The organism is Streptomyces sp. 130, from assembly GCF_007096885.1.
Taxonomy (GTDB): domain Bacteria; phylum Actinomycetota; class Actinomycetes; order Streptomycetales; family Streptomycetaceae; genus Streptomyces.
Genome location: NZ_VJNO01000019.1, coordinates 92623 through 105836, shown reverse-complemented (window position 1 = coordinate 105836; position 13214 = coordinate 92623). Strand labels below are relative to the sequence as shown.

The following is a 13214-nucleotide window of genomic DNA, read 5'->3' as shown; positions in this document are numbered from 1 at the left end:
CGTAGGGCTCCGCCCGGGCCGGGGACCAAGGCCAATCGCGGACCGGTGGCCCCTCAGGGCCTCTCCGGGCTTGACCTTGCCACGGTGTCAAGCGCTTCACTCGGCGGCGAGGAGGTGGTCCGGATGACCACGGCGAACGAGGACACGGCCGTCGCGCGTGCGGTGCGCGGGCTGGAACACGGTGACGCTTCGGTGCGGTTGCGGACCGCGCTGGCGGTCGGATCGGTGCCGGACGCCCGGCTGGTGGACCGGCTCGTGGACCGGTGCGCGACCGAGCCCGACTTCTCCGTGCGGGAGATGCTGACCTGGGCGCTCACCCGGCACCCGCGGGACCTGACGGTCCCCGCGCTCGTCGGCGAGCTCCGCTCCGAGCGCCCGCAGGCCCGAAGCCAGGCGTTGCACACGCTGTCCAAGACCGGGGACCGGCGGGCCTGGCCGGCGATCACCCGGGCCCTGCTCACCGACCCCGACGACGAGGTGGCACGCGCCGCGTGGCGGGCCGCGGTCGCCCTCGTGCCCGAGGACGGGGCGCCCGCGCTCGCGGACGTGCTGGCCGGGCAGCTCGGGCGCGGCGGACGCGAGACGCGGCTGAGTCTCAGCCGGGCCCTGATCGCACTCGGCGCGGCGGCCGTACCGGCGCTGGACGCCGCCGCCGCGCACCCCGAGCCCCGGGTCCGCGAACACGCGCTCGCCACCGAGGAGCTGCGGCGCGACCCGGACGCCGGGTTCGACCTCGCGATCGAGGAAGCGAAGCGGAGGGTGGCCCTCGGGGCGTACGGTCAGGAGAGGTGAGGGTGATGCACGGTGCTGATCGGTGAGGTGGCGCGGCGGTCCGGGGTCAGCGCGCGCATGCTCCGGCACTACGAGTCGCTGGGACTGGTGCGGCCCACGGGGCGCAACGACGTCGGATACCGGGAGTACTCCGGCGAGGACGTCCGGCGCGTCTTCCACATCGAGAGCCTGCGGTCCCTGGGCCTCTCGCTGCGCGAAGTGGGGCGTGCCCTGGACGATCCCGGTTTCAGCCCGGCCGGTCTCGTGGAGGACCTGGTCCGGCGGACCCGGGAGCGGATCGCGAGCGAGACGGAGCTGCTGACGCGGCTGAGCCGGATCGGTGCCGCGGAACCCGGGGACTGGGATGAGGTCCTGCGTACCGTCGCCCTCCTCCAGGCCCTGGGCTACGGGAGCCCGGGCACCCGTCAGCGGGCGGCGCTGTCCTCGACGGGCGAGGCGCCCGTGCCGGCGGAGGCCCTGGCCGAGGCGGTGCTGAGTGAGCCGGACCCCAGCGTGGCCGGCGCGCTGCGCTGGGCCCTGGCGCGGGCGGGCGACGGGCTCGGCCCGCTGGCGAAGGGCCTGGACTCGCCCGTCGCGGCGGTGCGCGCCCGCGCGGTGCGGGCGGTCGCCGCGATCCCGGGTGAGGCGGCGAGCGCGCTGCTGCGGGACGCCCTCGGGCATCCCGATGCCGCGGTACGCCGGTACGCGGCGCCGGCGCTCGGTGCGCGCGGGGTGGCCGAGGCGATTCCGACGCTCATCGACATGGTCGCGGAGGCGGTGCGGGACGTGGACGCGGCCGACGCCCTGGGGGTGCTGGCCGCCGCTCCGGAGACGGCCGAGCGGATCGCCTCCGCGGTCGTCGACCGGCTCGCCGGCGCCGCCGTCGACGCGCCCGCCCGCCGCCGCCTTACCCAGGCACTGGCGGACATCCCGGGCCCGACGGCGACGCGGGCGCTGGAGGAGCTGGCGCGGGACGGGGACCGGGGCGTGGCGGTGACGGCGGTGTACCTGCTGGGGCTGCGGGGGCGCTGAGGGCCGGGCCGCGTCCCGGTAGGGCCGCCGCGGCGTCGAGCGGGGCGCGGACGGCGCGGGGCTCGTGCGGGCGCGTACGGCGCAGGCTTCGTGCGGGGCGGGGGCGCCCCGCACACACACGTACTCCAGGACTCCGGAGCCCGGGAAGGCTCGACGGGGTTGTCATGCGATCTGTTCCGATATATCGTTGAGGCATCGCGACAGTGCAGCGATAGGTAATAGATCGACGCAAGCAGAGGAGTACGTCATGCGTTCACACGGATTCGAGCATGGACACGGACACGGGCATGGCCGCGGGCGCGGCCCGTACGGCCCCGAGGGGCAGCGGGGTGGTTTTGAGGGGCAGCGGGCGGCCTTCGGGCCGTTCGGGCCGCCGTTCGGCGGCGGGCCCTTCGGGGGCGGACGGAATCGGGGCGGCGGCCGGGGGAGGGCGCGGCGCGGCGATGTGCGCGCCTCGATCCTGGCGCTGCTCAAGGACCGGCCGATGCACGGGTACGAGATGATCCAGGAGATCGGCGAGCGCAGCGGCGGGGCCTGGCGGCCCAGCCCCGGCTCGGTGTACCCGACCCTTCAGCTGCTGGAGGACGAGGGGCTGATCACCAGCGCGAGCGAGGGCGGCAAGAAGCTGTTCACGCTCACCGGCACCGGCCGCACCGAGGCCGAGACCGGGCCCGAGGCGCCCTGGGAAGAGGCCGGGCGCGGTGTCGACTGGGAGAGCGTGAACGAGGTCAGGCAGGCCGGGTTCGCTCTGATGGAGGCGTTCGGCCAGGTCTGGAAGACCGGCTCGGCCGACCAGCGCGACAAGGCGGTCGCCGTCATCAACGAAGCCCGCAAGAAGCTGTACCTCATCCTCGCCGACGAGCACTGAGCCCCGCCGTGGGCCGGTGTCACGGAGCCCGGTGGCCCAGGCCGCCGGGCTCCCTCGCTGTTCGGGCCCCCGTCGCGACCGGCCGGATCCGCGCCGCGTCGAAGCGGTCGGACGTACGGGGGTGCGGGCCGTCGTCGTGGCGGTGAAAGGCGCACCGGAACAGATCCGCGGGCAGGGCGTCCGGCGGTGCGTGGACCCGGCAGACGTACTCGCGCCCGTCGAGCGCCGGCGGGGACACCAGCCGGCTCACCCGGCCCCCTTCCCGCGCCGCGGACAACCGCTACGCGCTGGGGGACGTGTACGGGCGGGGCCTTGGTTGCCCGGTCCGGCGGAGGGCCGGTCGAGTCAGGTGTCACCGGGATGACGCTCCTGACCGCAGCTGTCATGATGTGCCGATGCACGCGTCTCAGGGGAGAAGCGCCGGCCTGGGACTCGCCCTCGCCTCGGCCTTCGCATTCGGCGGTTCCGGAGTGGCGGCCAAGCCGCTGATCGAGGCGGGGCTCGACCCGCTCCACGTGGTCTGGCTGCGGGTGGCGGGCGCCGCACTCGTCATGCTGCCGGTGGCCTGGCGCCACCGGGCGCTGGTGCGGAGCCGGCCCGTGCTCCTGCTCGGCTTCGGGCTGCTCGCCGTCGCGGGCGTGCAAGCCTGCTACTTCGCCGCCATCTCCCGTATCCCGGTGGGCGTCGCGCTGCTGGTGGAGTACCTCGCCCCGGCGCTCGTCCTCGGCTGGGTGCGCTTCGTGCAGCGGCGGCCGGTCACGCGGGCGGCGGCCCTCGGGGTCGTCCTCGCGGCCGGCGGGCTCGCCTGCGTGGTCGAAGTGTGGGCCGGGCTGAGCTTCGACGTGGCCGGGCTGGTCCTGGCGCTCGGCGCGGCCTGCTGCCAGGTCGGCTACTTCGTCCTCTCCGACCAGGGCGGCGGCGGGGCCGAACCTCCGCATCCGGTCGGCGTCATCGCGTACGGACTGCTGATCGGCGCCCTCGTGCTCACGGTGATCGCCCGTCCCTGGGACATGGACTGGCCGGTGCTCGGCGGGGACACCGTCATGGACGGCGCCGCGGTCCCGGCCTGGCTGCTGCTCGCCTGGATCGTGCTGCTGGCCACCGTCATCGCCTACGTCACCGGGGTGATCTCCGTGCGTCTGCTCTCACCGGCCGTCGCGGGCGTCGTCGCCTGCCTGGAAGCGGTCATCGCGACCGTGCTCGCCTGGGTCCTCCTCGGCGAGCACCTGGCCGCCCCGCAGCTCATCGGCGGCGCGCTCGTGCTGGCCGGCGCCCTCATCGCGCAGTCGGCCACGCCCCGGCCGCCGTCCGGGCCGGTGGCCTCGGGGGTGCCGGAGGCCACCGGGGAACGCGCCGACGCCCGGCTCTAGACCCGGACTTCGCGGGTCACCGTCTCACATCCTGTGACTGGGGCTGAACGGTTACGGGGCCGCCTCGCGGAAGAGGGCCAGGAGGGCGTGCGCCTGCGGGGCACCCGCGTCGAAGAACTGCGTGGCCAGTGCGGGTGGCACGGCGGTTCCGTGCATGCGGACCTCATGGCAGGTGAAGCAGAACGCCGCCTCGAACAGTGCCAGGTCGAGCGTGTCCGCGTACGCCCGGACGCTCCAGCCCGGCGAGAAACCGCAGCGGTGCTGCTCGCTGCCGGGCAAGCTCTCGATCAGGGCCAGGACGCCGGCTGCCTCGCTCCCGATCCAGTGGGCCCCCGCCCTGCCGGGATAGGGGGCGCCCCGTTGTGCCGGGAGTTCGGAGATCCTTATGACCTCCAGCAACACGGCGGTGGCCACGGCTTCGGCGGGGAGCTGCATGTGCGTAGTCTGCCCGCGTCCGACGACCCGCGAAGTCCGGTTCTAGAGCAGGTACGCCGGTACGCCGACCGACGGGTCCAGGCCGTCCGCCGGGACCGGGGAGCCGTGGGCCGGGGCGACGGGGACGACGCCCGCCCAGTAGGGCAGGGTGAGGTCCCGGGGGTCGTCGTTCGGGCCGCCCGTGCGGATCTTGGCGGAGACCTCCCGCAGATCCAGCCGGACGACGGCCGTGGCGGCCAGCTCCTTGCCGTCGGCCGGCCGCGAGTCCTTCGAGCGGCCCGGCACCACCTGGTCCACGATCGCGTCCAGGGCGACGCGCCGCTCCTCCGGGTCGGTCACGGTGTACGCGGTGCCGTGGACGACCACCGAGCGGTAGTTGAGCGAGTGGTGGAAGGCCGAACGGGCCAGCACCAGGCCGTCGACATGGGTGACCGTGAGGCACACCGGCAGTCCCTCGTCGCCGCCCCCGGCCGTCCGCAGCGGACGCGAGCCGGTCGAGCCGTGCACGTAGAGCCGCTCGCCGACCCGGCCGAAGAGCGTCGGCAGCACGACCGGCGCGCCGTCGCGCACGAAGCCGAGATGGCAGAGGTAGGCGGAGTCGAGTATCGAGTGGACCGTCTTCCGGTCGTACGCGGCGCGGTCCCGCGACCGGGTGGGGACGGTGCGGTCCGTCGGCTCGTAGCCGGATGACGGGTCCGGGGACGTGGTCTGCTGGGAAGCGGTCTCCGGCATTGCGAACTCCATTGCACTAGTGCATACTGTTGTTTGTGCTAGGAGAGTATCGGATCAGTGGGCGGCGTGCACAGGAAATCGCCGCCAGCGTCGAACGCGGGGTCGCTTCGGGCGATCTGCCACCGGGGCATGTGCTGCCTCCCATGCGGGAGCTCGCGGCCCGGCTCGAGGTGAACCCGAACACCGTCGCGGCGGCCTACCGCACCCTGCGCGAGCGCGGGGTGATCGAGACCGCCGGGCGCCGGGGGAGCCGGATCAGACCGCGCCCCGCGAGCACCGCGCGCGGTTCGATGCGGGTCGAGGCGCCGCCGGGGGTGCGCGACCTGGGCGACGGCAGCCCCGATCCGGAGCTGCTGCCGCGCCTGGGCGAGGCGTTCGCGGCGGTCGCCGAGGCGTACGCGCGCGAGCCCGGGCTGTACGGGCAGGCCGCCCTCGACCCGGAGTTCGCCGCACTCGCGCGCGCCGCGATGGACGCCGACGGGGTGCCGGCCGGGCCGGTGGCCGCCGCCTCCGGCTCGCTGGACGCGATCGAGCGGGTGCTCGCCGCCCACCTCAGGCCCGGCGACCGGGTCGCGGTCGAGGACCCCGGCTGGGGCGGGCTCCTGGACCTGGTGCCCGCACTGGGCATGCGGCCCGTGCCGATGGCGCTGGACGACGACGGGCCGTTGCCGGACGCGCTGGAGGCGGCGCTCCTGGCGGGCGCGCGGGCCGTCGTGATCACGGACCGGGCGCAGAATCCGACCGGGGCCACGCTCTCCGGGGGCCGTGCGGCGCGGCTGCGGGGCGTCCTCGCCCGGTTCCCGGACGTCCTCCTCATCGAGGACGACCACGGTCACGCCATCGTGGACCAGCCGCTGTACCCGCTGGCCGGGTCCACGGGCCGGTGGGCGCTCGTCCGCTCGGTGGCCAAGGCGTACGGGCCGGACCTGCGGGTCGCGGTGCTGACCGGGGACGCGGTCACCGTCGACCGGGTGGCCGGCCGTCAGCGGCTCGGGCCCGGCTGGGTCAGCCGGCTGCTGCAGCGGACCGTGGTGCATCTGTGGAGCACCGGCGCCGTGGACGCGCGCGAGGTGGCCCGGTCCTACGCCCTGCGCCGGGACGCCCTCGTCCGGGCACTGGCGGAGCGGGGCGTGGCGGCGCACGGCCGCAGCGGGATGAACGTGTGGGTGCCGGTGAGCGACGAGACGGGGGCGGTGGCCCGGCTGCTGCAGGCGGGCTGGGCGGTGGCGCCCGGGGCCCGGTTCCGGATCGCCGCGCCGCAGGCGGTCCGGATCACCGTGTCCCCGCTCACCGACGCCGACATCGCGCCGCTGGCCGACGCGGTGGCGCGTGCGGCGGGGCCGGCGAGGCCGCTGAGTTACGGATGAGGCCGCGGCGCCACGGGCCGGGGCCGGGTCCCTCAGCCGCGCCGTCTGCTCCGGGTGAGCGCGGCACCGGCCAGGACGACGAGCGCGCCGACGGGGGTGTTCCAGCTCAGCCGCTCGCCGAGCACGGCCACGCCGGCCGCCGTGGCGATGACCGGGATGAAGTAGGTGACCATCTGCGCGGTGGTCGGCCCGACCTCGTTGACCAGGCCGTACTGGAGCAGCACCGCGAGTCCCGTGCCCAGCGCCCCGAGCGCGACGACGGCCAGGGTGGGCAGGACGGGGAAGCTGTCCGGGGCGGTGGTGAACAGCGGGGTGACGACCGCGAGTTGCACGGTGCCGAGGAAGAGCTGGCTGCCGGTGAGCGCGAGGGTCGACGCGCCGCTGCCGGCCAGCGTCCGGCGCACGTAGATCCAGCCGACCGGGTAGCTCAGCGAGGCCAGGAGCGCCATCGCCGTGCCGCTGAAGTCCAGCCCGGAGAAGCCCTGCCAGGCGCCGAGCACCGTCAGGACGCCGAGGAAGCCGAGGCCGAGACCGGCGACGCGGCGGCGGGTCGGCCGGTCCTCCGAGAGGGCGACGAGCGACAGCGCCATGCCCCACAGCGGCGAGGTCGCGTTGCAGATGCCCGCCAGCGTCGACGGAATGGACAGCTCGGAGTAGGCGAACAGGGAGAACGGCAGCGCGTTGAGCAGGAACGCCGCCACCGCCAGATGGCCCCAGGTCCGTGCGGAACGCGGCAGCCGCTCCCGCTTCACCGCCATGACCACCGCCAGGACCGCCGTGCCCGACAGCAGCCGGCCCAGGGTCACCTGGAAGGGGGCATAGGCATCCGTCCCCACCTTGATCAGCAGGAAGCTGAAGCCCCAGATCAGCGAGAGCGCCGCGAACCGCAGCCGCCAGTCCAGGGCCGGCCGGCCGGCGGGGGCGGCCGGCGGCTCGGGGAGTGCGGCCGGGGACGGCTGGGGCGTGGCTCTCGGGGCGGTCGGGACGCTCATGGTGACCACGATCGCCGCCACCACCTCGTAGCACAAGTGAGATTTCGTACGCTGATTCGCGTAGCATCGCTTACATGTTGAACCTGGAGCGCCTGCGCACCCTGGACGCCCTGGCCAGGCTCGGTTCGGTCAGCGGCGCCGCCGAAGGGCTGCACGTCACGACGTCGGCCGTATCGCAGCAGATGGCGAAGCTGGAGCGCGAGGTCGGCCAGCAGCTCCTCGCCAGGAACGGGCGCGGGGTGCGGCTCACCGACGCGGGCCGGCTGCTCGCCGACCACGCGGCCCGCATCCTCTCGCAGGTCGCGCTGGCCCAGTCCGACATCGAGGCCCAGCGCGGCGAGGTGGTGGGGGAGATCCGCCTCGGCGCGTTCCCCACGGCCGCGCGCGGCCTCTTCCCCGCCACGCTGCTCGCCCTGCGCGCCGGCCACCCCGAACTGCGGGTGCGCACCCTGGAACTGGAGCCGGAGGACGGCATCCGGGCGGTGCTCAGGGGCGACATCGATCTCGCCGTGGTCCTGGACTGGAGCAACAAGCGGCTCCCGGTGCCCGGCGGACTGACCCGGGCGGAGCTGCTGGACGACGCCCCGGACATCGCGATGCCGGCGAGCCACCCGCTCGCCGACCGGTCCGAAGTGGACCTGGAGGACTTCGCGGACGACGACTGGGTGTCCTGGCCCGAGGGCGAATTCTGCTACGACTGGCTGATGTTCACGCTCCGCTCCAAGGGCATCGAACCGCGCATCGCCCACCTCGCGGGCGAACACCACACCCAGCTCGCGCTGATCGCGGCCGGGATGGGCGTGTGCGTGGCGCCCCGGCTCGGCCGCGGGCCCGTGCCCGACGGGGTGCGGCTGGTGCCGGTGCGCCAGCGGATGCGCCGCCATGTCCACGCGGTGTGGCGGACGGACGCGGACCGGCGGCCCTCGCTCCGGGCGGCGGTCGCGGCGCTGCGCGAGGCGGGGCGCGGGCTGGACGACCCCATGGGGTGAGCCGGACGGCCCCACGGGCTGACGGGGCGCGCGGTCAGGCCCGCAGCGCCTTCCGCAGGAAGTCCCGCTCCAGTCGCAGCAGCCCGCTCGCCGTGCGGTCCCGGCCCACCAGATGACCGGCCCCGGACAGCGGCAGCACCGTGTGCGGGCGGCCGGCGGCCAGCAGGGCCGAGGAGAGGCGCAGCGTGTGCGCCACGGTGACGTTGTCGTCGCCCAGCCCGTGGACCAGCATCAGCGGCCGGGTCAGCGACGCGGCCTCGTCCAGCAGCGAATTGCGGTCGTAGTTCTCCGGCAGCACGTCCGGGTGGCCCAGGAAGCGCTCCTCCCAGTGGGTGTCGTACAGCCGCCGGTCCGCCGGGGCCGCGCCCGCCACCGCCGCGTGGAAGACCTCCGGGTGCCGGAGCACCGCCGCTGCCGCGAGATACCCGCTGAACGACCAGCCACGCATCGCCACCCGGGTCAGGTCCAGCTCGGGACGGTCGGCGGCCACCGCGTGCAGGGCGTCGATCTGGTCCTCCAGCACGGCCGTCAGCCGGTCGCCGTGCACCGACTTCTCCCACGCCTCACCGCGCCCCGGGGTGCCCCGCCCGTCCGTGACCAGGACCGCGAATCCCTGCTCCGCGAACCACTGGGCCACCGCAGTCCACCAGGCCCGCACCTTCAGCACGACCTGCATGCCGTGACCGGCGTACGGGCTCAGCAGCACCGGCAGCGGCCCGTCGCCGGGCCGGTGCCAGGACGGCAGGTGGAGGTGGCTGCGCAGCTCGCGCACGCCCAGGCTGAGGGCCAGGGGGCGCGGAGCGACGAGCGGTTCCTCGGCCAGGACGGCGATCCGCCCCGCCTCCGCACCGTCCCGCAGCACGGTCACCGTATGGCCGTCCGGGGTCCGGCTGTCGAGGACCACCACCGGGCCGCCGACCGCGGCGGTGTGCACCCCGGGCACGCCGGACACCCGGGCCGGGCCCCCGGCCGCGTCGTACGACCAGACGTGGATCTCGGTGGGCTCGTGGCCGCCCGTGAAGTACACCCGTCCGTCCGCCGCGCCGAGCACCTCGCGCACCTCCAGGCCCGGAGGCGTCGAAGCGCCGCCGACGTCCAGGCCCTGGGTGTCGCCGCCGGGACGCGCGGGCACCACGAGCGCGCCGGACGGCAGCCGCAGCGGAGTGCCCGGGCGCAGGGCCACCCAGGCGGGGTCGTGGGCGCGGTGCAGGGTCCTGGTGGCGCCGGTCGCCTCGTCCACCGCCAGCACGTGCACGGAGCGCTGGTCCCGGGTCTGTACGGAGACCAGGGGACCCCGGTCGTCCCAGTCCGCCGCGACGACGTACTCGAACGCACGGTCCGTCCAGGCGGCTTCGGGATGCCCGTCGCCGGCCGCCTCGGGAAGCCGGACGGGGACGCGCTCGCCGGAGAGCCGCACGAGGTGCAGCGAGACCTTCGCGTTGGGGGTCCCGGCGGCCGGGTAGGCCAGCTCGCGGGGCGGGCGCTCGGGGTGCGCGGGGTCGGTGAGGTAGCGGCGCCGGACGCCGGCGGTGTCGGTGCGGGCCACCAGGAGGGCGTCGCCGCGCGGGGACCACCAGTAGCCGCGCGTACGGCCGATGGACTCCTGCGAGACGTGGTCGGACAGGCCGTACGTGACGGACGCGCCGTCCGGGCCGGCGAGCGCGCGGTCCCCGGTGCCGTCCGCCCGTACCGTATGCAGTGCCCCGCCGCAGACGTACGCGACCAGCGAGCCGTCCGGGGAGGGGCGGGGGTCGACGGCGGGCCCGGCCGTCGGCAGGCGGCGGGGTGCGGAGCCGTCGGTGGAGACGGCCCAGAGGGTGCCCGCGAGGGCGAAGGCCGCCAGGCGCACCGAGGCGTCGGTGGCGTACGCGACCACTCCGGAGGAGGTCTCGTGGGCGCGTTCCCGCCGGGCCCGCTCCTTTGGAGGGACCTCCCCGGCGGCGTCCTTCGCGAAGCCCGGCGCGAGCGGGTCGGCGAGCAGCCGCTCCGTGCCGTCCTCGTACAGCCAGAGCCGGCTCACCGGATCGGAGCCCGACGTGCCCCGGACGAACAGGACCCGCTCACCGCCGGGGGAGACGGTGAACTGCCGGGGCACGCCCAGCGAGAAGCGCCGGGTGCGGGCGAACTGGTCGGGGAAGGCGTCGGCCGCGCGGCTGTCGGAAGAGGGCGTCATCTCGACACCATGACAGCTCGCGCGGCCCGTGAGCCGTCCGGGGCCGGTTCACCGTGAACGGGCCCCGGACGGCCGCGATCAGTGCGCGGCGGGCGCGGCCGGCTGGGCCGCCGCAGTCTCCTCCGCCAGGCGCTCCATGCCGCTCTGGGTGCGCAGCGGCTTCTCCTTGATGAAGATCACCGCGACGAGTGCCAGGAAGGCGAAGGGGGCGCCGATCAGGAAGACGTCGGCGGTGGCGACGCCGTACGCGTTCTCCACGATGACGCGCGCCGGCTCCGGCAGCTTGCTGAGCTCGGGGACACCGCCTCCGGTGCCGCCGCCGGCCGCCCCGCCGAAGCCCTTCTTCAGCTCCTCGGCAACCCGGTGGCCGAGGACCGCGCCCAGGGCGCTCGTACCGATGGCGCCGCCGAGGCTGCGGAAGAACGACAGGACCGAGGTGGCGGCGCCGAGTTCGGAGGCGGGCACGTCGTTCTGGGCGGCCAGCACGAGGTTCTGCATCAGCATGCCGACGCCGACGCCGAGGACCACCATGTAGACGCTGAGCAGGCCGAACGAGGAGTCGGCGCCGATCGTGGAGAGCAGCCCCATGCCCGCGGTCATGATGACGCCGCCCGCGATGAGGAAGCCCTTCCACTTGCCCCGGGCCGAGATGATCTGCCCGGCCACGGTGGTCGAGATCATCAGGCCGAGGATCATCGGCAGGCTCATCAGGCCCGCCATCGTCGGGGACTTGCCCAGCGAGATCTGGAAGTACTGCGAGAGGAACACCGTGCCGCCGAACATGGCGACACCGACGAGCAGGCTCGCCACGGTCGTCAGCGCCACGGTGCGGTTGCGGAAGATGTCCAGCGGGATGATCGGTTCCGACACCCGGGACTCGACCCACACCGCGGCGGCCAGCAGGACCACACCGGCGGAGACGAGCGCGGCGGTCTGCCAGGACGCCCAGTCGAAGTTGTTGCCTGCCAGGGTCACCCACAGCAGCAGCGAGCTGACACCGCTCATGATGAGGACGGCGCCGACGTAGTCGATCTTCACCTCGCGACGGATCGTGGGCAGCTTCAGCGTCAGCTGGAGCAGCACGATCGCGAGCAGCGCGAACGGCACGCCGATGAAGAAGCACCAGCGCCAGCCCAGCCACGAGGTGTCCACGAGGACCCCGCCGATCAGCGGCCCCGCGACCGTGCCCACGGCGAAGACGGCGCCGAAGATGCCGGAGTAGCGGCCGAGTTCACGCGGCGGGATGATCGCCGCCATCACGACCTGGGCGAGGGCGGTGAGACCGCCCGCGCCGATGCCCTGGACGACACGGCTGACGATGAGCAGCCCGACGCTGTGCGAGAAGCCGGCGACGAGCGAGCCGACGACGAACATCGACAGCGAGAGCTGGATGAGCAGCTTCTTGTCGTACAGGTCGGAGAGCTTGCCCCAGATCGGCACGGTCGCCGTCATGGCGAGGAGTTCGGCCGTGACCACCCAGGTGTACGAGGACTGGGTGCCGTGCAGGTCGGCGATGATCCGGGGCAGGGCGTTGGAGACGACCGTGGAGGCCAGGATGGCGACGAACATGCCGGCCATCAGGCCCGACATGGCCTGGAGTATCTGGCGGCGCGTCATGCCTGACGCGGCCCCCTCGGTCGCACCGGCGGCGCCGGTTTCGGGTGTGACGGCAGCGGTCATCGGCTGACGTTCCTCATTCTCTGGTGACTGGCTCCGCGCCCAGCGGTGCGGCGCGGAGGGTGGTGCGGTGGACGGCTCAGTCCCTCAGACCGGCGGCCAGCGAGGCGAACGCCTCGCGGTACAGACCCTGGAAGGTACGGGTACGGCCCGTGGCCACCCAGACCTCGACCGCGGCGCGCACCGCGGCCAGGGCCACATGCGCGAGGAGCCGGGGCTGGAGGTCGGTCTCGGGGTCCTGGCCGAGGCGTTCGGCGACGACGGCGACCATGGCGGTCTCGTCGGTGCCCCGGGCGGTCAGGAAGTGGGGCAGCAGGGCCGGGCTCTTCTTCAGCACCTCCAGCTGGAGCTCCCAGCGCTCGTGGTCCTCCTCGATGGAGGCGAGCTCCTGGGCGATGGCCTCGCTGAGGGCTTCGAGCGCGGTCAGGTGCGCGGGGGCGTTGAGCACGGCCCGCCGGGTCCGCTCGGCGTTCTCCTGGGCGGGGCGCAGGATCGCGTCCTCCAGGCACGGGAAGTAGTTGAAGAACGTGCGTACGGAGACCCCGACGGCGTCCGTGACCGCTTCCACGGTCACGTGTTCGAAGCCGCGGTCGGCGGCCATGCGCAGGGCCGCACCCGCCAGGGCGTCACGCGTGGCGCGCTTCTTGCGTTCACGCAGCCCGAGGGGCGGGTCGTCGCTCATGAAGGTGCATGCTATGCAATTTTGCAGGCTGGGCAAAATTGCGGCCGGCGCCCCGCACGGCCGGGCCGGCCGGGGACGCCGGCCGCACCTTTTACGCGAAGGCCGCGCGAGAGAGGAGCCGCGGGG

The 13214-nt window shown here is 74.5% G+C and carries 13 protein-coding genes; 6 read left to right on the top strand and 7 right to left on the bottom strand.

The genetic code is table 11. From position 1 onward, the window contains the following. Nucleotides 1-123 precede the first annotated feature (123 nt). The 3 genes from FKN01_RS18220 to FKN01_RS18210 all read left to right on the top strand — a co-directional run bounded on the left by FKN01_RS18220 (nucleotide 124) and on the right by FKN01_RS18210 (nucleotide 2671). Complete coding sequence (locus FKN01_RS18220) at nucleotides 124-792, top strand: HEAT repeat domain-containing protein (RefSeq protein ID WP_143621924.1); 669 nt, start codon at nucleotides 124-126, stop codon at nucleotides 790-792. Nucleotides 793-804: 12 nt separating this feature from the next. Beyond that, nucleotides 805-1803 carry a HEAT repeat domain-containing protein gene (locus tag FKN01_RS18215; RefSeq protein ID WP_185992888.1) on the top strand — a complete coding sequence of 333 codons (999 nt, stop codon included), beginning with the start codon at nucleotides 805-807 and terminating at the stop codon, nucleotides 1801-1803. Between the two features lie 247 nt (nucleotides 1804-2050). Further along, nucleotides 2051-2671: a PadR family transcriptional regulator gene (locus FKN01_RS18210; RefSeq protein WP_143621874.1), complete on the top strand. Its 621-nt coding sequence runs from the start codon at nucleotides 2051-2053 to the stop codon at nucleotides 2669-2671. A gap of 19 nt (nucleotides 2672-2690) precedes the next feature. On the opposite strand, the gene FKN01_RS18205 is transcribed toward FKN01_RS18210, so the two are convergent. Beyond that, on the bottom strand, nucleotides 2691-2921 hold the full coding sequence (locus FKN01_RS18205) for a hypothetical protein (protein ID WP_143621872.1): 231 nt from the start codon (nucleotides 2919-2921) through the stop codon (nucleotides 2691-2693). 145 nt (nucleotides 2922-3066) lie between these two features. Here FKN01_RS18205 and FKN01_RS18200 point away from each other — a divergent pair, with 145 nt between their 5' ends. Then, nucleotides 3067-4041 (top strand): DMT family transporter, encoded by a 975-nt coding sequence (locus tag FKN01_RS18200; protein WP_143621870.1) that lies wholly within the window; start codon nucleotides 3067-3069, stop codon nucleotides 4039-4041. Nucleotides 4042-4092: 51 nt separating this feature from the next. Here the strand turns inward: FKN01_RS18200 and FKN01_RS18195 are convergent, their stop codons facing one another. Beyond that, complete coding sequence (locus FKN01_RS18195) at nucleotides 4093-4476, bottom strand: hypothetical protein (RefSeq protein ID WP_143621868.1); 384 nt, start codon at nucleotides 4474-4476, stop codon at nucleotides 4093-4095. 42 nt (nucleotides 4477-4518) lie between these two features. Then, on the bottom strand, nucleotides 4519-5208 hold the full coding sequence (locus tag FKN01_RS18190; protein WP_143621866.1) for a pyridoxamine 5'-phosphate oxidase family protein: 690 nt from the start codon (nucleotides 5206-5208) through the stop codon (nucleotides 4519-4521). A gap of 35 nt (nucleotides 5209-5243) precedes the next feature. Here FKN01_RS18190 and FKN01_RS18185 point away from each other — a divergent pair, with 35 nt between their 5' ends. Continuing rightward, nucleotides 5244-6575, top strand: coding sequence for an aminotransferase class I/II-fold pyridoxal phosphate-dependent enzyme (locus tag FKN01_RS18185; protein WP_143621864.1), 1332 nt, complete (start codon nucleotides 5244-5246; stop codon nucleotides 6573-6575). 32 nt (nucleotides 6576-6607) lie between these two features. Here FKN01_RS18185 and FKN01_RS18180 read toward each other — a convergent pair whose 3' ends face one another. After that, nucleotides 6608-7603 carry a DMT family transporter gene (locus FKN01_RS18180; RefSeq protein WP_143621862.1) on the bottom strand — a complete coding sequence of 332 codons (996 nt, stop codon included), beginning with the start codon at nucleotides 7601-7603 and terminating at the stop codon, nucleotides 6608-6610. 38 nt (nucleotides 7604-7641) lie between these two features. Here FKN01_RS18180 and FKN01_RS18175 point away from each other — a divergent pair, with 38 nt between their 5' ends. Beyond that, on the top strand, nucleotides 7642-8556 hold the full coding sequence (locus tag FKN01_RS18175; RefSeq protein ID WP_143621860.1) for a LysR family transcriptional regulator: 915 nt from the start codon (nucleotides 7642-7644) through the stop codon (nucleotides 8554-8556). Nucleotides 8557-8590: 34 nt separating this feature from the next. Here FKN01_RS18175 and FKN01_RS18170 read toward each other — a convergent pair whose 3' ends face one another. The 3 genes from FKN01_RS18170 to FKN01_RS18160 form a co-directional block, all read right to left on the bottom strand. Continuing rightward, nucleotides 8591-10729: a prolyl oligopeptidase family serine peptidase gene (locus tag FKN01_RS18170; RefSeq protein ID WP_143621858.1), complete on the bottom strand. Its 2139-nt coding sequence runs from the start codon at nucleotides 10727-10729 to the stop codon at nucleotides 8591-8593. Nucleotides 10730-10807: 78 nt separating this feature from the next. Further along, on the bottom strand, nucleotides 10808-12409 hold the full coding sequence (locus FKN01_RS18165; protein ID WP_143621856.1) for an MDR family MFS transporter: 1602 nt from the start codon (nucleotides 12407-12409) through the stop codon (nucleotides 10808-10810). 76 nt (nucleotides 12410-12485) lie between these two features. Continuing rightward, nucleotides 12486-13088, bottom strand: coding sequence for a TetR family transcriptional regulator (locus FKN01_RS18160; protein ID WP_143621854.1), 603 nt, complete (start codon nucleotides 13086-13088; stop codon nucleotides 12486-12488). Between the last annotated feature and the right edge of the window lie 126 nt (nucleotides 13089-13214).

Bases quoted from the DNA above. Each gene is read 5' to 3' on its own strand.
- FKN01_RS18220 (WP_143621924.1), top strand. From the start codon at position 124: ATGACCACGGCGAACGAGGACACGGCCGTCGCGCGTGCGGTGCGCGGG.
- FKN01_RS18210 (WP_143621874.1), top strand. From the start codon at position 2,051: ATGCGTTCACACGGATTCGAGCATGGACACGGACACGGGCATGGCCGC.
- FKN01_RS18200 (WP_143621870.1), top strand. From the start codon at position 3,067: ATGCACGCGTCTCAGGGGAGAAGCGCCGGCCTGGGACTCGCCCTCGCC.
- FKN01_RS18195 (WP_143621868.1), bottom strand. From the start codon at position 4,476: ATGCAGCTCCCCGCCGAAGCCGTGGCCACCGCCGTGTTGCTGGAGGTC.
- FKN01_RS18190 (WP_143621866.1), bottom strand. From the start codon at position 5,208: ATGCCGGAGACCGCTTCCCAGCAGACCACGTCCCCGGACCCGTCATCC.
- FKN01_RS18175 (WP_143621860.1), top strand. From the start codon at position 7,642: ATGTTGAACCTGGAGCGCCTGCGCACCCTGGACGCCCTGGCCAGGCTC.
- FKN01_RS18170 (WP_143621858.1), bottom strand. From the start codon at position 10,729: ATGACGCCCTCTTCCGACAGCCGCGCGGCCGACGCCTTCCCCGACCAG.
- FKN01_RS18165 (WP_143621856.1), bottom strand. From the start codon at position 12,409: ATGACCGCTGCCGTCACACCCGAAACCGGCGCCGCCGGTGCGACCGAG.
- FKN01_RS18160 (WP_143621854.1), bottom strand. From the start codon at position 13,088: ATGAGCGACGACCCGCCCCTCGGGCTGCGTGAACGCAAGAAGCGCGCC.